Origin of the sequence: Synechococcus sp. PCC 6312 (genome assembly GCF_000316685.1) — a bacterium.
Taxonomy (GTDB): Bacteria; Cyanobacteriota; Cyanobacteriia; order Thermosynechococcales; family Thermosynechococcaceae; genus Pseudocalidococcus.
The window spans coordinates 942,277-961,553 of the sequence record NC_019680.1 but is presented as its reverse complement, the minus strand read 5'-3'; the positions used below and the strand labels follow the sequence as shown (position 1 = coordinate 961,553).

Here is a 19,277-nt window from a genome sequence, read left to right as displayed (position 1 = left end):
TAGGTCACTGGTTTTCAGAGATGTTACGGAAACCTGAAATACATAAAAATTGACCCATTCCGTCTTGCCCAGAGGAGAAGGCTTTGGTAAAACTAGCTGTATATCCTTGCCCTAGTCGTGAATCGCTGGGGTAGCTGGGACTTAGGTGAGGGCAAGAGTAGTGATGGTCAAGCAGTGGATTTCATGGCAGCAGATTGGCCTGGGGGTGCTTGGCTCTGTCCTCACCATGCCTTTGGCTTTGGCCCAAAACGTCCAGATTATTCCGGCTCCCAATGGCACAGGAACAGTTGTTGAAGTCAATGGCCAGCAGTACAACATCAGGGGTGGGGCATTTTCTGGAGATGGTCGTAACCTTTTTCACCTCTTTCGGGAGTTTGGTCTCAACAATGGACAAATTGCCAATTTTCTAGCCAATCCTCAGCTGCGGAACATTTTGGCGGGGGTCAGTGGCGGTCATCCTTCTGTCATCAATGGCCTGCTCCAAGTCAGCGGCGGAAATCCAAATCTTTATCTACTCAATCCGGCCGGAATTATTTTTGGAGCCAATGCCCAACTGAATGTCCCCGCCGCCTTTGCCGCCACCACAGCCACCGGAGCCGAATTTGGGGGGGGATGGTTCAGCCTGACGGGGAAAAACAATTTTGAAAATTTAGTCGGGAATCCGCTCGGATTTGCTTTTACAGGCAATCAGGCCGGGTCAATTATCAATGAAGGCAACCTCAGTGTTAATCCCGGCCAGTCCCTCCTGCTTTTGGGTGGGAATGTGGTCAACACGGGCAATCTCTCGGCTCCAGGGGGCGAAATTACGGTCGCAGCAGTTCCTGGCCAAAGCTTAGTCCGTATTTCCCAGGCCGGGCAACTCCTAAGCCTTGATGTCCGCACACCCCAACCGGGCGACTCATTACCCAATGATTGGCAATTACCAATTTTAAGTTTGCCGGAACTCCTCACAGGGCCTGGGGCGGGACACGTTGCTCAGGTTTCGGTTAATCCCGATGGCTCAATTCGGCTGGGGACTACGGCGATTCCCTACGCACCTGGCATGACTGCTATAGGTGGTTTTCTCAACGTGGGACAGGCCAATTTGGGCGGCTCACTAACAGTTTTAGGGAGTGAGATCAGTCTAGTGCGGGCTAATTTGAACGCCGATGGCCGATTGGGTGGGGGCACGATTCGGATTGGTGGGGATTATCAAGGCGGCAATACCCTACCCCAGGCCCAGTTTGTGAATGTAGAGGCCAACTCTGTGATTGCGGCCAATGCTCTCAGCACGGGTGATGGGGGACGAGTAATTTTATGGTCACAGGATCAAACCAGGCTTAGTGGGCAAATTACGGCTCGGGGGGGAACGCTTCGAGGGGATGGCGGGTTTATTGAAACCTCTAGTAAAAATATCCTCAGTATTCTGGGTGGCAGTGTTGATGCAGGGGCAAATTTAGGGGCGGCTGGAACTTGGCTGCTAGATCCGACAGCGATTACAATTGTCGCATCTGGGGGTGGAGCGATTGGTACATCTGTAATTGATGTTGGGCTGATCAATTCTGCTTTAAACAGCAATACCAACGTTACCTTAACTACCAATATTGATATCAGTGGCGGTGATATTCTTCAAAACGCCGATGCTAAAATCAACCACACAGCGAATAACCAACCAACCCTCTCAATGATTGCTTCCGGAGCAATTACTTTGTTGGGCGGCATTAACAGTAGCTTTTCCGGCTTAAATGTTTCCTTAAGTGCCGGAGACTCCGCGGGTGGGCCGGTTGATCCTAATGTAAGTCATCAAATTTCCATTGCTGGCCCACAGCAGCTAACGATGAGGACTCTAACCACAAAAACTGATGCTTGGACTCAACTCCAGCAAAGCATTAAGACAAGGGGTAATCAAACCTATAGCAGCTTTGTTAGTATTGCACCTGATAGTAATGCTTCTGTGCCATTTACCTTGGAATCCACCACTGGTTCTTTGATTTTTAATGATCAACTCTCAATTACTAGTAACCTTGTTGCTCTAGTTGCTAACAACTTTCAATTTAATGGGGGTAATGGCAGTATTACAGGGCTTGGTGGTACGATTGCTCTGGCAACAAATGGACTATTTACCGTTAACCAAGACCTGATCAAAAACTTTGCTAGTGGATTTAGTCTCATTGGCCTAGCAAGTCAATCAAATACTGCTGTTGAACTCAGTAGTGATATTACGGTTGCTAGTCCTCTCCAAATTGGCTTTAATCCCCTTAATCCCAGCACAGTTAATAACTTCAAAATTGATACCAAGGGCCACAATATTTCTGTAACTGGCGCGAATAACTCGCTCATCTTACAGGGGCCTGGGGGTGTTACTACTAATAACCTTACTACTACCAATGGGCCAATCATTGCTTCAACTAGTGCCAGCCAAACCGACCCTACGACTAATCTATTAGCCTCTCCAATTGTTGTAAATTCAGTGAATAGTGGCAATAGTCCTTTAGCATTCCTAACCACTGGAACCTTGGCAGCGGGTTCATTAGATACGTCTGGGACTCTCACACTCCAGGCCACGAACGGTATTACTCTCAATGGACAAGTGGGTGGCTCGCTTGCTCCCATTAGTTTAGTTGCCGTTGGCCCAACAACAATTCGGGACTCAATTACAACCTCTGGCAATCAGCTTTATACCGGAGCCGTCACCATTAATGCTAGTAATCCCACCACGTCCACCAGTCCATTAACTTTAACCTCTCAAAACGGCATTTTATCCTTTGGCAATACTCTAGCTGCTGGGGCCAATTACCTAGAGCTGTTCACTAATGGTGCAGACGCAGTGGGGTTTAATGGCGGGACGGCCAGTGTGAGTGGAACCAAGGGAATTACCTTTGCCTCCGATAACTCCTTGGTTGTCAATCAATCGGTCATTACGCCCCTAGCCGATGGGTTTGAATCCATTGCTTTTATCAGTCAGGCCCCGTCCTCAACTCAAGTTACCTTAACAAGTGATCTCACTGTCACAGACCCCCTGGTTTTATTCGGGCCTGGGATTAACACAAATAACTTTACAATTACTGGAACTGGTAATGCATCTCTCACCATTCAGGGGTTTGAAAATCAGTTATTTGTGACTGGTCTAAACACTCAAGGTAGCGATATTACTGTTACAACTGGGACGGATCGCTTTAATCCCAACAGTAACCTCACCTTTTTGACTATTAACACGACTACAGGCCCCATTGTCAGCCCAATTACCAGTAATGGTGGCAACATTAGCTTACTGACTCAAGGCAATATTGATACGGGCAACCTAAATAGTGCAGGTTCAAGCAATTCCGGCAATATTACCCTTTCTGGAGCTAACATCTCCACTGTCTCTGGGACGATTGCAAGCCCAATGGGCCTGGGACAAGTTAATATTACAGCCAACGATGATATCAACTTAGGGGCATTTACCCCAGCAGCGAACAGTCTTTTAGGTGTGGGAGCAATCAATGTAACTAGTACAAACGGTAACATTACCCTGAATGATTTAGCTGATATTGGTAGTAGTAAACTAACGTTAAGCGCTCATCGGAACATTACCACTGAAAATATTACTACTGCTGGACAAGCTATTAATATCACAAGCAATATTGGGGATATTAATACTTCATCTGGAACACTTGCTTCTAATGATGGTGTCATAACACTTCAAAATAATGTGGGTAAAATTTTAACCGGACCAATTAATAGTAGCAATGGCAACCTGACTCTTAGTATTGCCGGTATCGGTGGAGCTATCAATGCTGGATCCCTTGTTAGTCAAAATGGGGCGATCAACATCACCACCAATACAGCAGACATCAACCTTTCTGCCGTGACAACTTTGGCCGGGCCGATTAATCTAGCATCTACGTCTGGCAACATCAGTACTGGTAATCTCAGCAGTACCACAGGGCCAATCCAGGCCACCACGGGTAGCAATCTGACAACTGGTACAATCAATACGATGGGTGCACTCAACCTACAAGGCAGTGATGTTAACCTTAATGGTGCGATCGGTGGAACAACGGCCCCTAGTTCTCTGAGTATCAATGCCACTAGTGCCAATACAACAACCATTACCAATGACATCAAAACCATAGGCAGTCAGGTTTATATCGGTAATGTAGATATTATTCCCACTAGTCCGACAACGGTATTTAATCCGTTAGTGCTGGAATCTACGGCGGGAACACTCACGTTTAATAATAATCTGGATGTAGGTGCAAATAATTTAGCCCTTAAAGCAAATGGATTTAACTTCAATGGCAGTTCAGGGAGTGTGTCGGGAACAGGAAGCATTATTCTCACAGGTAATAGTACATTATCAATTGATTCAACTCTCCTTTCACCCTTGGGCAGTGGTTTTAGTTTGGTTGGTCTGGCCAGCCCAAGTGGTGTTACTGTAACCAATGATTTAACGGTTAGTAACCCATTTCAGATTTTTGCACCTGTTATTAATGTCCAAAATATTACAGCAACAGGTAGTGCTGGGATTACCTTACAGGGACCTGGCGGTATTACAGCGAAGGATCTGACTACAAACACAGGCACAATGATTGTTTCTACTAGTAGCAATATAACCAACCCAACTATTAACTTAATTCCCACCCCGATTACTATCAGAACAGTCACTAGTAACAGTGGGAACATTTCGTTACTCACAGCGGGAACCTTGACAACGGGAGCTTTGAATACTAGCGGAAATGTGACTTTGACCGGTACTCAAGGAATTAATCTTTCAACGGTAGGGAATTCTGTAACTCCTAGTAACCTTATCGCCAATGGCCCAACAGTCATTACCAGTAATATTCGTGTTGATAATAACCTTACGTTTACAAATTCAGTCATCATTAACAGTGCAACACTCAGTTCTCCTTTGCAATTAGATGCCAACCTCATCAGATTTAATAGTACTCTCAACACAGGCAGTGGAGATGTTGTCTTACTTGCTGATGCGTTCCAGGCCAATGGGGGAGCAGGCAGTGTCAGTGGAACAGGAAGCCTAACCCTGGGCACGCAGGGTGCATTAACCATTAACTCTAGTAACTTAACTCCCTTAAGCGATGGATTTAGGCTTCTGGTTTTAGGTACAGGAGGAGGTATTAATTTAGCCAGTGATGTGAGTTTTTCTGATCCCATTGTCTTAGGAACCCTAGGTAATATCAATACTAAAGGTTTTAGTATCATCGGGACTGATAATGCTAGTGTCACTCTTCGGACATTTTCAAGCGCCGCAGACCTACAAATTCTCCTTGCTGGTGGGATCAACCTGAATACTATTGCCCAAATTCCATCAGGCTCCGGTAATATCACCACAGGTAGCATTTCAACGGCAGGTCAGGCCATAATGATTAGCACCAATGGCTTGGTCAGCACAGGCCCAATTAGTAATGCCAGCAACGTAACCCTGAATGGCTTGGGCGGAATCACACTAGGCGGCCCGGTTAATGTCGCAAGTTTAACGGCCACAGGCCCGGTTGCAATTTCAAACAACGTTACAACGACAGGGAATTCCCAAACTTACAATGGGGCTGTCACCATTACTGGACTCACCACCCTCGCTTCTAATGCCGGAAGTATCACCTTTAACAGTACCCTCGATGGGGCAGCAGACCTTATTCTCCAGGCCAGTGCGATTAACTTCAATGGCAACGTAGGATCAATCACACCTCTTACCACACTAACCACAACCGGAAATATAAATGTCGGCGGGACAGTCACCACATCTGGCAATCAAGTCTTCAATAGCCCAGCTACCATTATCGGAAGCAACAGTGCATTCCGCTCCACCAACGGCAATCTGAACTTTAATAGTATTTCCTCTAATGGCCAGGTTATTAACTTACAAGCCGCCAATAACATCGCCACAGGTCCAATCAACTCCAGCAACAGTTCAGGCAATGGCGGCAATGTTAGCTTAATTGGTAATGCCATTCAAGTTAGTTCCATTAACGCTCAAGGCAGCCAGGCCGGGGGGAGCGCTACCGTCAATGCCAATAGTAGGTTCGAGTCCACAAGTACCTTTACCGATCAAAATGGGGTAGATGCCAGCATTTCCGCAGCCGGGGGCATCAGTAACGGCAACATTAGGATTCAAATCAATAGTGCGGCTCCCTTTGTAGTTGGTGGAACAAGTGAAAATGGGACAGCGGGAGCCATTACAACAGGTACGAATAACACCATTAGTAATCAAACCTTCCCAGTCAGTACCACTGTGGGTAACTTTGAGCTAATTACCCTTGGCGCACTAACTCCCGAACAAAAACAACAGGCCAGTGTCGTGCTTCAGGGGCAAGAGAACAGTCAATCAGCCTTATCTCTGGTCAATCCGCCACCAACAACATTAATTAACCGAGACTTTTCCCTTGAAGTGGCTTTGTTTGAAGAACTGCAATGCCAAACCTTCAGCAATTACTTTGGTCGCTCTCTGTGTAAACGTCCGCAATCTTTAGAAGAAGTGAAAGGTATTTTGGCTCAGATTGCTAATCAAACAGGCCAGAATCCTAGCGTAATCTATGTCCTGAGTCGGCCGCAACAGGTGGAATTACTCCTGGTCACGGGTATCCAAGAACCAATCCGGCACGTCATCCCTGGAGTCACACAAGCCCAACTCAACGAATTAGCCCAACAATTTAGCAATCAGGTGCGTGATCCACGCTTTATTGGCACTAATGCCTACTTAAGCAATGCCCAGAAGCTCTATCAAATTCTCATTCAACCGCTGCAAGCCGACCTTCAATCCCAAAAAGTAGATACCCTCCTATTCTCTTTGGATACGGGATTACGCACTATTCCCCTAGCTGCTTTACATAATGGCCAGCGATTCCTGGTTGAGGAGTATGCTCTGGGGTTGATACCCAGCATGAGTCTTATTAATCCCACCTACCGCGATATTCGCAAAGACAAAATTTTAGCGATGGGTGCAGAAACCTTCCCCGATCTAGCTCCTTTACCGGCTGTCCCGATTGAGTTAGCCACCATTACCCAGGATTTGGGCGGAGGTGTGAAATTCCTCAACCAAGATTTTACAGTGCGGAAACTAGAATCCGAACGGGGTCGGCAAGATTTCGCAGTTGTCCACCTCGCAACTCATGGGGAGTTTAATCCGGGTTCGGTCAAAGACTCCTTTATTGCCTTTAGTGATCGGCGCGTCAACTTGGAGCAAATGCGGCGACTCCGGCTCAATTTACCCACTACAGACCTTCTTACTCTGAGTGCCTGTCGGACGGCGGTGGGAGATGAGCAAGCAGAACTGGGATTTGCTGGGCTAGCTGTTCAATCTGGAATTAAAACCGCCTTAGCCAGTCTCTGGTACGTCAGCGATGAGGGCACATTAGGCCTAATGACGGAGTTTTATCAGCAACTGGGCCAGGCCCCCATTAAAGCCGAAGCCCTCCGCCAGGCCCAGCTAGCCATGATTCGCGGGCAGGTTTCCATCAAAAACGGTGAACTAATCTCCGCAAGCCGGCCCAATGCCATTAAACTTCCCCCAGGCCTGGCCAATGTCCCTAACCGACTCCTGAATCACCCCTACTATTGGGCCGCGTTTACAATGATTGGCAGTCCTTGGTAAGAGGAATCGGCTGGGATAGATTTGTTATTCTTAATTTTATCTAGGGACTTTCCTATAGTTGCCAAGAGCATTTAGTTATTGCTTACAATGGCCTTAGCCTGGAAAAGAGGCCGTTTTGTCATTTCTTAGTGAAGGGCAAGGCTCCGCTTTATCACTATTATCCCTATTCAGTTTTAACGCCTGTGGTACTCATCAAAAAAAGCCAGCAAGATCAGCCCAATATCAATGAACGGATTCGTTTTCCTAAAATTCGGGTTGTCGATACAGATGGAAGTCAACTGGGGATCATGGCCCCCTCCGAAGCAATGGTGATCGCCCGTGAGAAGGAACTCGATCTCGTTTTGGTCAGTGATAAAGCGGATCCCCCCGTCTGTCGAATCATTAACTATGGCAAATTTAAGTACGAACAGGAAAAGAAAGTCCGGGAAGCCCGCAAGAAGCAACATACTTCTGATGTTAAAGAGGTAAAAATGCGCTACAAGATTGAGGAGCATGACTACAACGTCCGAGTTAACCAGGCCGAGCGGTTTCTGAAATCCGGGGATAAGGTGAAAGCCACCGTGACTTTCCGAGGGCGGGAAATCCAGCATTCTCACCTAGCCGAGGCCCTCCTGAAACGGATGGCCGCCGATTTAGAGGCAGTAGCAGAATTGCAACAGGCCCCCAAACAGGAAGGGCGGAATATGATCATGTTCTTGGCCCCCAAGCGTTAGACTCCAGGGGCTAATCCCACTACCAGCGGAAAACGTTTAGTCGCAAACCATGACCACAGAAAAACGGGGCCTTCTGGAGGAGATCAAAACCCACGGGCAGTTAATGTTTGGCCTGGTGGGGTTGATGTGGGGGATTGAAATAGCTAATCAACTGTTTTTTCGGGATGGGTTGGATCGCTTTGGAATTGCCCCCCGCAGTCTTCCCGGCCTGGCTGGGATTATTTTCTCCCCCTTTCTCCATGCTGATTTTGCCCATCTTTTGGCGAATACTTTACCATTCTTAGTCTTGGGCTGGTGGGTACTCCTGCGCGGCCTGGATATGTTTATTGAGGTCAGCATGATTGTGATTTTGGTCAGTGGCCTGGGGGTTTGGCTATTTGCAGCTCCCAATACGATTACCATCGGGGCTAGTGGCGTAGTCTTTGGCTATTTGGGGTTCCTCCTGCTGCGGGGCTTTTTTGAACGGAGTTGGGTGGCTCTCTTCTTCTCAGTTATCGTCCTATTGGGCTATGGCAGTTTAATTTGGGGCGTATTACCTATTGTGCCGGGGGTTTCTTGGCAAGGGCATTTGTTTGGCCTGATTGGCGGTGGCCTGGCGGCCCGGATTCTTCCTCAGGGAATGTCCCAGGCACAATAAATTCAGGCTCTAGATTTTGACCTGCCAATGGGTTATGATTAGAGACCGCGAGTTGTAACACGATCATGCACGCCACAGAAATCATTCGTTCCATTGAAGCCGAACACCTGAAGACCGATTTACCCACAATCAATGTTGGAGATCGAGTGCGAGTTGGAGTCATCATCCAAGAAGGGGGAAAAGAACGGGTGCAGCCCTACGAAGGGGATGTGATTGCTATGCGCAACAGTGGAATTAGTAAGTCGATTACTGTCCGTAAAACCTTTCAGGGTGTCGGTGTGGAGCGGGTATTTTTATTGCATTCCCCCCGAATTGAGAGTGTTAAGATTATTCAACGTGGGAAAGTCCGGCGGGCAAAACTCTACTATCTCCGTAATCGGGTTGGTAAGGCCGCTCGGATTGAAGCTCGTTTTGATCGTTCCCTCACCTAGGCAACCTGCGTCCTTAGTTCAGTTGGTAGAACGTCGGTCTCCAAAACCGGATGTCGGGGGTTCAAGTCCTCCAGGGCGCGTTGATTTTTCAAAACATGATGTGCGTTAAATAATTATTTGACACCGTTAAAAACTTAGTGCTGTCTTCACAAAACGTTGTCACCTGAAGCTAAGTACTCCTCATTTGTCACTGAATTAGACTTTTGGATTTGGCGGCATAGTCGGATGAAGACAACAGCGGCACAGAGAGAACATTTAATCCTCGCTCTATCCTGGACTTGACATCAACTGGCTATCTTTCCCACTCTTCTTTGATTCACGACTCTATGAACCCAATCTGCTGTAAATTTACACAGAGGGTGATACAGGCTCGCTTAAGGGAGTCCATATCGTAAAATCCTGATCCATACATCCCCCCAGTCAGATTGACCGGATTGGCTGGATAACTCAGTTGATGATCTTCCCTTTCCTTACATCAGCGGAATATTAGGGCGTTACCCCCGCCTGATAGACTTAATGGTTGATTGCTGTCGGTTTTGCTGGCGATAACAAAGAAACTTTGGAGGTTGAGACGGCGTGGATAATGTCATTGGCTTAGAGATTATTGAAGTGGTCGAAAAAGCGGCCATTGCTTCGGCTCGGTGGATGGGAAAAGGCGACAAAAACATGGCCGACCAGGTGGCAGTGGATGCAATGCGGGCCCGGATGAATCAAGTCCATATGCGGGGTCGGATTGTGATTGGCGAGGGGGAACGGGATGAAGCTCCCATGCTCTACATCGGTGAAGAAGTTGGAATTTGCACCCAAGAAAACGCTGAGGCATTCTGTAACCCGGAAGAACTCTTAGAAATTGACATTGCTGTTGACCCCTGTGAAGGAACCAATCTCTGTGCCTATGGCCAGCCGGGTTCGATGGCGGTATTGGCAATTTCAGAGAAAGGTGGATTATTTGCCGCCCCGGATTTCTACATGAAGAAATTAGCGGCTCCCCCGGCGGCAAAAGGTAAAGTTGATATTTCTAAGTCCGCTACGGAAAACTTGAAAATTCTCTCGGAATCCCTGGATCGGGCCATTGATGAACTAGTCGTTGTCGTCATGAAACGGGAACGCCATGATGAATTGATTAAAGAAATTCGCGAGGCTGGAGCCCGCGTCCAATTAATCAGCGATGGTGATGTTTCAGCGGCCTTGTCCTGTGCCTTTTCCGGGACGAATATTCATGCCTTGATGGGAATTGGGGCGGCTCCAGAAGGGGTAATTTCCGCTGCGGCAATGCGGGCATTGGGGGGGCACTTCCAAGGGCAATTGGTCTATGATCCAGCCATTGTCAAAACCAAAGAATGGGCGGGGAAAACCAAAGAAGGCAATTTAGAGCAACTGAAAGCGGCCGGGATTACTGACCCTGACAAGATTTACGATGCCCATGAACTGGCCAAGGGAGAAACCGTTTTGTTTGCCGCCTGTGGGATTACCCCCGGTGTTTTGATGAAAGGGGTGCGTTTCTTTAATGGTGGGGCCCGGACTCAATCCCTCGTCATCTCCACCCAATCGAAAACAGCCCGGTTTGTGGACACGATTCACATGTTTGAGAAACAGCCGCGCTCGATTCAATTGGTCTAAGTTGACAAAAATCTACTTCGGGGCCTGGGTACAGGATACTTAATTTCTTGGCCTAGGCCTGGTGAGTCGTGATCAACGCTTTCGCTTCAACAAATTTCTACTTTATTGATGAATGCTTGTTAGGATCATTGTTTTGCACTTTAGAAGTTGCTTATGTCCGTAGATGTTCACCGCCTTGGGCCGAATGATCTGGTTCTAATGAACGGACTTAACGATCTTTTCGGTGTGGTATTCAATGACCTGCTCACTTATACACAGAATCGGCCGAGTTTGGCTTATTTGCAGCGATTACTCGCGGATGACTCATTTATTGGCCTGGTTGCGTTGAAAAATGGTGAGATTGTCGGTGGACTAACCGCCTATGAGCTGAAAAAGTATGAACAGGAACGCAGCGAAATCTACATTTACGATCTTGGTGTTGCATCTAGCCACCGCCGCCAAGGCATAGCCACAGCATTGATTACACAACTAAAGCAGATAGCGGCTGACCGTGGAGCCTACGTCATTTTTGTCCAGGCCGACACCACAGACGCGGATCAGCCAGCCATCGCCTTATACACCAAACTTGGCATCCGCGAAGATGTTCTGCATTTTGATATTCCAGTTGAGCACAAGCATGAGGTGGGTTGCTTAGAGAAATTATAGTTGTACAGTTAAATGTCGAATGTCTAGAAATTTGGGCTAGGCTAAGTTTTAGTCGCTTCATCCTCAATCAACATCGGATATATCAGACTATGCGCGCCATTAGCCTACAACCTTTCTTGATGGTTCTATTGATAATCTGTTGTGCTGTTCTGCCTGGCTTGATCGTGCCGCCCCCGGCCTGGGCTGTAGTACAAATGCGTTTGGTAGATGTTGGCTACCAGGACTGTCCTCCAGAATTGGCGGATGGGGCCGTCACCAGTGGCACAATGATGAAGGCTAATTGCTTTTTAATTGTTGGCAAAGTTGAAAATAAATCCGGTAAGACAGTGGTGGATGCGGATGTATTTGGACGAATTTATGATGCCAATGGTAATCCGGTTATGCAAAATCGCACCCGAGTTGGTTCCATTGAAGTTGTTCCCCCAGGCCTGAGTGAGTTTGAACTACGCATTAGTGTCCCGGCTGAACAACCCACCCCACTCCAATTGGAACAATTTAAGGCCAGCGGCTTTACTACCAAGGTTCGTTAGTTGCCTTAAGTAACTGAAATAAAATTTTTCAAGAAATATCTAAATAGTCTTCTGCATTGCATATCCTGGGTCTGAGGTCATTTGCCAATACAGAACTGACTAAAGATGCGCTCCAGCATTGATTCTGTTAACTCTTCCCCGGTGACTTGCCCCAAGGCGGTAATGGCGGCCCGCAGATCGATTGTCCAAAAATCGAGGGGGAGTTGCTCGGCAATGGCCTGTTGAACCTGATTGAGGGATTGCCAGGCCTGGGTCAGGGTCGCCGCTTGGCGTTGGTTGATCGCAATATCCAAATTAGCGGCCGTCACTTGCCCTTGGTGAACCTGCTCCAGAATAGCTTGTTCGAGTTCTGTAATTCCGGTTCCTTGGGCGGCGGCGGTTTTGACGTGGCAAGGAAATTGTTCCAGAATAGCAGTTAAGTCAGGAGTTGCCAGATCGATTTTGTTGACGACTAAGAGCAATGGCCGAGATTTTAGAGGTTCGTAAATGACTTGATCTGCTTGAGTCCACCCGGTCTGGGCATCTATGACCAATAGAACCAAATCAGCGTGACTGGCAGCCTGGCGAGAACGTTCGACCCCAATTTTTTCGACCTGATCCTCAGTATCCCGCATCCCCGCCGTATCCAACACTTGAATCGGAATTCCTCCCACCACCAGGGAAGACTCCACCACATCCCGAGTTGTCCCCGGTAAATTTGTGACAATGGCCCGATCTGTCCGACTCCAGGCATTGAGCAAACTAGATTTCCCCACATTAGGGCGGCCAACAATGGCAATTTTTAACCCCGTTCGTAAGAGTTCCCCCCGATTAGCCGTGCTGAGAATCTCCCCTAGCTGCTGGAGGAGGTGAGCTAATTGGGTTTGAAGGGCTGTTTCCCCAAGCGGTGGCAAATCATCCGCAAAATCAAGCCGAGCTTCAATTTCCGCCAACATATCCAAGCAAGCAGATCGTATTGCGCGGATCGGTTGGGCCAGTTTTCCTTGGAGTCCGGCCAGGGCCATTTGCGCGGTCTGGGGAGATTTCGCACCGACTAGATCCGCAACACTCTCGGCCTGGATAACATCTAAACGACCATTCAAAACAGCCCGCAAAGTAAATTCTCCGGGTTGGGCTAATTTGGCTCCTTGGGCTAGACAGAGTTGTAAGACCTGCTGAACAGGAATTAATCCGCCATGACAGTGAAACTCAATCACATCCTCTTTGGTGTAGGAACGGGGGGCTAACATGACTAGAAGCAAGACTTCATCAACCAGGGTTGCGCTGGCTGGATCAACCACATGACCATACAAAATCCGATGGCTTGACCAGGCCCTGTCTCGTCCGCCCCGAAAAATCTGTTGGGCAATGGCCACCGCTTCTGGCCCCGATAGTCTAACGATGCCAATACTGCCCTGTTCCGGGACAATGGCGGTGGCAATGGCGGCAATGGTGGTTCCCAGTTGGATCATGATTCACCCGGCCTTAGCCAAAGGAGAACACGGGCAACCCAAACACAGCAATGGCAATTCCCAACATTGAGCCAGCAATCACTTGAATGGGGGTATGGCCCAAGAGTTCTTTCAGGCGGGATTGGGCTAACTCGTGATTATCCTCGAAAAATTCCTGGACAATTTGGTTCAAAATCCGGGCCTGTTTCCCAGCGGCCTGGCGCACCCCAGCGGCATCGTACATGACAATGAAGGCAAAAATGATGGCAATGGCGAACTCCACACTTTCCCAGCCTTTTTCCAGGCCCACTCCAGTCGCCAAGGCCGTGACCAAGGCTGAATGAGAACTGGGCATCCCTCCCGTTTCCACAAGGACGCGAAAATTCAGTTTTTGATGACGAATCACATCAATCAATAATTTGAGAATTTGGGCAATTGCACTTGCGGCCAAAGCCAACCAGAGTAAGTCGTTGTGGAGAATTTGCACTAAAACATTCATAGCTGGTTCATCGCTGAGGTGAAGGCTATTGCTGCCCATCCTACCTTAGTGTGTCTTTGGGTCTAAGTCTAGCTTGCTAGTGGGTGCGGGCGGTAATAAAGTCGGCGATGGCCTGGAGAGGAATAGCAGCGGCACCAAAGGGACTGAGTTCGGCCTTGGCTAAATCCACAAGGCGTTGGGCCTCGACCCGTGAGGCTTCAATCCCCCAAAGACTGGGATAGGTGACTTTCTGGGCCTGGATATCTTTACCAATGCTCTTGCCCAGTTCTTCCTGGGTTGAAGTAATATCCAAAACATCATCCACAATTTGAAACGCCAGGCCAATATTGCGGGCATAGTTGGTCAGGCGCTGCACCGCATCCCCCTCTGCGCCAGCTAATAGCCCCCCCGATAAGACTGAGGCCTCGAGTAATGCCCCGGTTTTGTGGGAGTGGATGAAATTCAAGGTTTCGATGGTGATCTCTGTGATCCCCTCCGATTCCAAGTCCACCACCTGCCCCCCGACCAGGCCCGTGGCCGCCACCGCATGACCTAACCGGGAAATGACCTTCAAAAGTTTTTCTGCCTTGACCCCAACGGTGTTTTCCACCACAAATTCAAACGCATAGGCCAGTAAGCCATCCCCGGCTAAAATCGCAATGTCTTCCCCGTAAACCTTATGATTAGTCAGTTTGCCGCGCCGGTAGTCGTCGTTGTCCATCGCCGGGAGATCATCGTGGATCAGAGACATGGTGTGGATCATCTCTAGGGCGCAGGCGGTGGGCATGGCCATTTCAAGGGTTCCCCCCAACAACTCACAGGTCGCCAAACAGAGAATGGGCCGTAACCGCTTCCCCCCGGCTAACAGGGAATAACGCATGGAGTCATAAATTTTTTCGGGATAGGTGATAGTAATGGAAGCCTCAAGGGCCTGTTCGACCAAGGCTTTGCGGTCTTGCAGATAGGTTTTCAGATTAAACTCAACCCCACTTTCCCTGGAGGCCGGTGCGGCTTGAACCTGTAAATTTTCGGCTGAGATCATCACTAACATCCTCTTATCTGCGCCAACTATCACAAACGCCTGGGTTTGGGGCGGCCTGACTTAATAAATCTTGCCTAAAGTAGCCCGTGACGCGCTCGATAGCTCCATACTGTATTGTGCAGCAACATGGCCACGGTCATTGGCCCCACCCCCCCTGGCACTGGGGTTAAAAAGCTGGCAACTCCCTGGAGGGCCTGGAAATCCACATCCCCGATTAAGATTGATTTTCCAGCGGCCCCTTCGATCCGATTGATGCCCACATCCACAACAATGGCTCCGGGGCGAATCATCCCAGCGTTAATTAAATTAGGCTTACCCACCGCCGCAATGACCAGATCCGCCGCCCGCGTCACTGAGCTTAGGTCATGGGTATGCGAATGGGCCATCGTGACTGTGGCATTGGCTGCTAGGAGCATTAAACTCAGAGGCTTACCGACTAAAATACTCCGACCCACGACTACTGCCGAGAGACCCGCAACGTAAATCCCATTGGCATCGAGTAAGCGCATTACGCCAGCTGGTGTACAACTTTGCAGGCCCGGCTCTCCCCGCACCAATCGCCCCAAGTTTTCCGGGTGCAGGCCATCCACATCTTTATCGGGAGCAATTTTATAGAGGAGGGTGCGGTCATCTAAGTGGGGCGGGACGGGCAGTTGCAATAAAATCCCATCCACTTGCGGGTCGTTATTGAGCTGGTCGATTAACAGTTCTAACTCGGACTGGGTGACACCGGCGGGCAAATGGGAACTGAAGGAGACAATCCCCACCCGTTCACAGGCCCGTTCTTTATTGCGGACATAGGCGGCGCTGGCTGGATTATCCCCCACCATGATCACCGCCAGGCCGGGGGGACGACCCACTTTAGCACTCAGATCCTGAATCGTTCCAATCAGTTCGGATTCAAGGGCGGTTGCCAGTTGTTTTCCATCTAAAAGGGTAGTGTTGATGTCAGTCATGGATTGGCCAGCCAGGGAGCCAGGGATTGGGCAAAACAGCTTTTTAATTGTATAGCGTGAACCGTGTTGGCCTGGGACAGAGGGCATCAGCAGGACATTTTGGCCAGCCCTTGAGCTTGTTCATAGCGCAGTTTGCCCTGGGGAGTCCGGGGGAGTTTGGTCACCGCTTGCCATTGTTGGGGATGTTTATAACGACTCAGTTGTCCGGCTAAGGCGGCTTTTAGAACTGCTTCTGTCACTCCAGGCCCCGCGGGGACATACATCGCTGTCACTATTTCCCCCCAAGTTGCATCTGCCTGACCAAAGACATAGACATCCTCCACCAGTCCCGTATTTTGGATGACCACTTCTACTTCTTCGGGTTGGACTTTTTCACCGCCTGTAATGATCAGCCGTTGTTGCCTGCCCTGTAGCGTTAATTGCTGATTCCCATTGAGGCTGCCTAAATCGCCGGTGATCAGGCCTGGGGTCGTTAATCGCTCTGGGTAGTAGCCCACCATTAAGGCCGGAGTTTGCAGTTTTATCGTCCCAATACCGGCCGGATCAGGAGTGAGAATATCTAGAGAAACATCGGGTAAAACTTGATAGGCGGCAGTTGGGGTTTCCTGAAATTCGACCACTGGGATACGCGCAATTAAACCCAAGGTTTCGGTCATGCCATAGCAGGGGGAGAGGGGGAGATTTTGGCTCCGGGCTTGCTCCAAAAGAGTCTGCCAACTGGGGCCACCGCCTAAGAGGATCACCTGCAAGGCCTGGAGAGTTGGGATGGCTTGTCCGGAATCCAATAGTGCTTGTAGTTGTCGGGGGACTAGGGAGAGGATGTGATTTTGAATCGAGTCCGGCGGGAGTTGAGTGATGGTACGCCAATCTGGGAGCAACTTAACTGTCCCCCCCGTGAAGAAACTACGCAGAATCGGCATTAAGCCACTGACATGGTGGAGGGGTAAACAATTAAGTGAATCAATCACATTCAGGCCATAGCCCATTTGAAAACTCTTGATCGCCGCCAACATTGTCTCTTGAGTGTGAATCGCAAACTGAATCTGGCCACTCGAACCACCTGTGGGAATCATTATCCAACCGGGTTTTGGTCGCGGGGCCTGGTCAAAACTGGGTAAGTCTAAATTGACTAGATCCGTCCAAATGGTTACGGGGGACAATAATTGTTCAACTTGCTTCCACTCTTGGGTTTGCCAGGCCGGGTTGGCGATAAAAATTGGCCGTTTGGAGATCAATGCCGCAAAAACACTTCCCAAATAGAATATAGGGTCTTGGGCCTGCAACAAAATTGGTAAATCTGGGGTTGCTTGTAACTTGTCCAACTGATTGGCCGCCATCCGAGCTAAAACGGGGCTAAGATCCGACCAAGCTCCATCTTTCCATTGCCAAATCCAGGCCGAGTTTAACCGTGACCAGTCCATGCCACCTTTCTCCGTCCAGCCCACTATCCCCCCAGGCCCAATGCGCCCCTTTTCTACTGTGATCATAGGAATGTTGTTGTGACTTTTGCCAACTGGATCACCCTCAGTCGGTTGCTGGCGGCCCCGGTGATTATTGGGATTTTGGCGGTGGATAGTCGCCCCTTCAGTCGCTGGTTGTGCCTGGGATTATTTTTAGGAGCAGCCCTTACGGATTGGCTGGATGGCTATGTGGCCCGGCGATTTAACCAAGTGAGTGACCTGGGCAAAATTCTCGATCCGTTGGTGGATAAATTACTCGTCTTAGCACCCCTCTTAGCCCTAGTGCAATTACAGTCAATCCCGGCCTGGACAGTGTTCTTGATTTTATTGCGGGAACTGGGTATTGCCGGTTGGCGGGTAAATCAAGCCCAAATCTCCGGGGCTAATCTCTGGGGCAAGCTGAAGACCGTTAGCCAAATTATTGCCGTCACAGTCCTTTTAGCCCCTTGGGGAGACTCCTCGCTCCTCTGGCGATGGGGGGCCTGGGGAGCCTATGGCTTGGCCATTACTCTCACCTGGATTTCTGGTCTAATTTACCTATGGCCCCAACCGAAATCGCCCCTCTCCCCGAATTAAGCTGCCCCACCGAGCACCCCCACCATGCCCAATCAGCCCGATAGTTCTAACTCCACCCAACCTGGGGATTGTTTGTCTTGGATCCTCCGGCTGGGGACAGGTGTATTGGCGGGCCTGGTTGTGGGTTGCCAAATGCCCCAAAATAATTCTGCGGGGTCAGGATCGACTCAGGTTTCCTTCCCCAGGCCTGCACTCACAACCGCCACCACCTCCGCCAACTTTATTGCCGATATTGTTGCCAAGACCAGTCCCGCCATCGTCAGTATTGACACCAGCCGCACTACTGCCACTAATCCCTTTAACCCCCAGGCCCCCTCTCCCGAACAAACGACTGGTAAAGGCTCTGGGTTCATCTTCAGCAGCGATGGCAAAATCATCACCAATGCCCATGTAGTGGCTGGGAGTGAGAAAGTTTTGGTGACCTTACCCGATGGTCAGACCTTTCCTGGGCAAGTCTTGGGGGCCGATCCCTTAACCGATATTGCTGTAGTCCAAATTGCCGCTAAAAACTTGCCGACACTGCCCGTTGGTAACTCCGATCAACTGATGCCAGGACAGTGGGCTATTGCGATTGGTAATCCCCTCGGCCTCAGCAATACTGTTACAGCCGGAATCATCAGTGCCATGGGCCGCTCTAGTGATCAAATTGGGGCCGCCGATCAACGGGTTAGCTATATCCAAACCGATGCTGCAATTAATCCAGGCAACTCCGGTGGACCATTACTCAACCAAGAGGGGGCTGTGGTCGGGGTGAATACGGCGATCATTCAAGGGGCCCAAGGCTTAGGCTTTGCCATTCCAATCAATACAGCCAAACGGATTGCCGAGCAAATTATCGCCACCGGCCAGGCCCGCCACCTATTTTTAGGGATTCGGATGGTCAACCTTTCTGCGGCCATTCGAGATGAGGTAAATCAGGCAAACCCGGCCTGGCAAATCAAACAAGAGCAGGGAGTCCTCGTCATTGCGGTTGTGGATAATTCACCCGCTGCCCAAGCTGGCGTTCAACCCGGTGATTGGATTGCCAAGATCAATAATCAAGATCGACCGACGGCCCGCCAGATTCAAGAACAAGTGGAATCCACCCCCGAAAATGGGACTGTGAAATTAGAAGTCGAACGCCAAGGCAAGCGGATTAACCTGACCATAACTCCCCAAGAATTACAACCGAATTAGGATGTAATCGCCC

The 19,277-nt window shown here is 49.3% G+C and carries 14 protein-coding genes and 1 tRNA gene; 10 read left to right on the top strand and 5 right to left on the bottom strand.

Annotation, left to right across the window (positions count from 1 at the left end):
- Positions 1–163: 163 nt before the first annotated feature.
- From SYN6312_RS04710 to SYN6312_RS04675, 8 genes are all read left to right on the top strand, one after another.
- Positions 164–7,570: a CHAT domain-containing protein gene (locus tag SYN6312_RS04710; protein ID WP_015123717.1), complete on the top strand. Its 7,407-nt coding sequence runs from the start codon at positions 164–166 to the stop codon at positions 7,568–7,570.
- Between the two features lie 182 nt (positions 7,571–7,752).
- A complete protein-coding gene (gene infC / locus SYN6312_RS04705) occupies positions 7,753–8,283 on the top strand; it encodes a translation initiation factor IF-3 (RefSeq protein ID WP_041431135.1) in 531 nt (176 codons plus the stop codon).
- A gap of 49 nt (positions 8,284–8,332) precedes the next feature.
- On the top strand, positions 8,333–8,920 hold the full coding sequence (locus SYN6312_RS04700; protein ID WP_015123715.1) for a rhomboid family intramembrane serine protease: 588 nt from the start codon (positions 8,333–8,335) through the stop codon (positions 8,918–8,920).
- A 65-nt stretch (positions 8,921–8,985) separates the two neighbouring features.
- Positions 8,986–9,351 carry a 50S ribosomal protein L19 gene (gene rplS / locus SYN6312_RS04695; protein ID WP_015123714.1) on the top strand — a complete coding sequence of 122 codons (366 nt, stop codon included), beginning with the start codon at positions 8,986–8,988 and terminating at the stop codon, positions 9,349–9,351.
- Between the two features lie 7 nt (positions 9,352–9,358).
- Positions 9,359–9,431 (top strand) — tRNA-Trp (locus SYN6312_RS04690).
- 496 nt (positions 9,432–9,927) lie between these two features.
- Positions 9,928–10,971 carry a class II fructose-bisphosphatase gene (gene glpX / locus SYN6312_RS04685; protein WP_015123713.1) on the top strand — a complete coding sequence of 348 codons (1,044 nt, stop codon included), beginning with the start codon at positions 9,928–9,930 and terminating at the stop codon, positions 10,969–10,971.
- 153 nt (positions 10,972–11,124) lie between these two features.
- Complete coding sequence (locus SYN6312_RS04680; RefSeq protein ID WP_015123712.1) at positions 11,125–11,616, top strand: AAC(3)-I family aminoglycoside N-acetyltransferase; 492 nt, start codon at positions 11,125–11,127, stop codon at positions 11,614–11,616.
- A gap of 89 nt (positions 11,617–11,705) precedes the next feature.
- Positions 11,706–12,146: a hypothetical protein gene (locus SYN6312_RS04675; protein ID WP_015123711.1), complete on the top strand. Its 441-nt coding sequence runs from the start codon at positions 11,706–11,708 to the stop codon at positions 12,144–12,146.
- Between the two features lie 77 nt (positions 12,147–12,223).
- Here SYN6312_RS04675 and mnmE read toward each other — a convergent pair whose 3' ends face one another.
- The 5 genes from mnmE to SYN6312_RS04650 form a co-directional block, all read right to left on the bottom strand.
- Entirely contained in the window at positions 12,224–13,594 is a 1,371-nt protein-coding gene (gene mnmE / locus SYN6312_RS04670; protein WP_172636075.1) for a tRNA uridine-5-carboxymethylaminomethyl(34) synthesis GTPase MnmE, read from the bottom strand.
- Positions 13,595–13,610: 16 nt separating this feature from the next.
- Positions 13,611–14,075 carry a divergent PAP2 family protein gene (locus SYN6312_RS04665; protein WP_015123709.1) on the bottom strand — a complete coding sequence of 155 codons (465 nt, stop codon included), beginning with the start codon at positions 14,073–14,075 and terminating at the stop codon, positions 13,611–13,613.
- A 76-nt stretch (positions 14,076–14,151) separates the two neighbouring features.
- Positions 14,152–15,096 carry a geranylgeranyl diphosphate synthase CrtE gene (gene crtE, locus SYN6312_RS04660; RefSeq protein ID WP_015123708.1) on the bottom strand — a complete coding sequence of 315 codons (945 nt, stop codon included), beginning with the start codon at positions 15,094–15,096 and terminating at the stop codon, positions 14,152–14,154.
- A gap of 74 nt (positions 15,097–15,170) precedes the next feature.
- Positions 15,171–16,043: a bifunctional methylenetetrahydrofolate dehydrogenase/methenyltetrahydrofolate cyclohydrolase FolD gene (gene folD / locus SYN6312_RS04655; protein ID WP_371257392.1), complete on the bottom strand. Its 873-nt coding sequence runs from the start codon at positions 16,041–16,043 to the stop codon at positions 15,171–15,173.
- 95 nt (positions 16,044–16,138) lie between these two features.
- A complete protein-coding gene (locus SYN6312_RS04650; RefSeq protein WP_051020964.1) occupies positions 16,139–17,539 on the bottom strand; it encodes an AMP-binding protein in 1,401 nt (466 codons plus the stop codon).
- A 12-nt stretch (positions 17,540–17,551) separates the two neighbouring features.
- Between SYN6312_RS04650 and pgsA the strand changes: the two genes are divergently transcribed.
- Entirely contained in the window at positions 17,552–18,088 is a 537-nt protein-coding gene (gene pgsA / locus SYN6312_RS04645; protein WP_015123705.1) for a CDP-diacylglycerol--glycerol-3-phosphate 3-phosphatidyltransferase, read from the top strand.
- Positions 18,089–18,112: 24 nt separating this feature from the next.
- Entirely contained in the window at positions 18,113–19,264 is a 1,152-nt protein-coding gene (locus tag SYN6312_RS04640) for a trypsin-like peptidase domain-containing protein (protein WP_015123704.1), read from the top strand.
- The last annotated feature ends 13 nt before the right edge of the window (positions 19,265–19,277 follow it).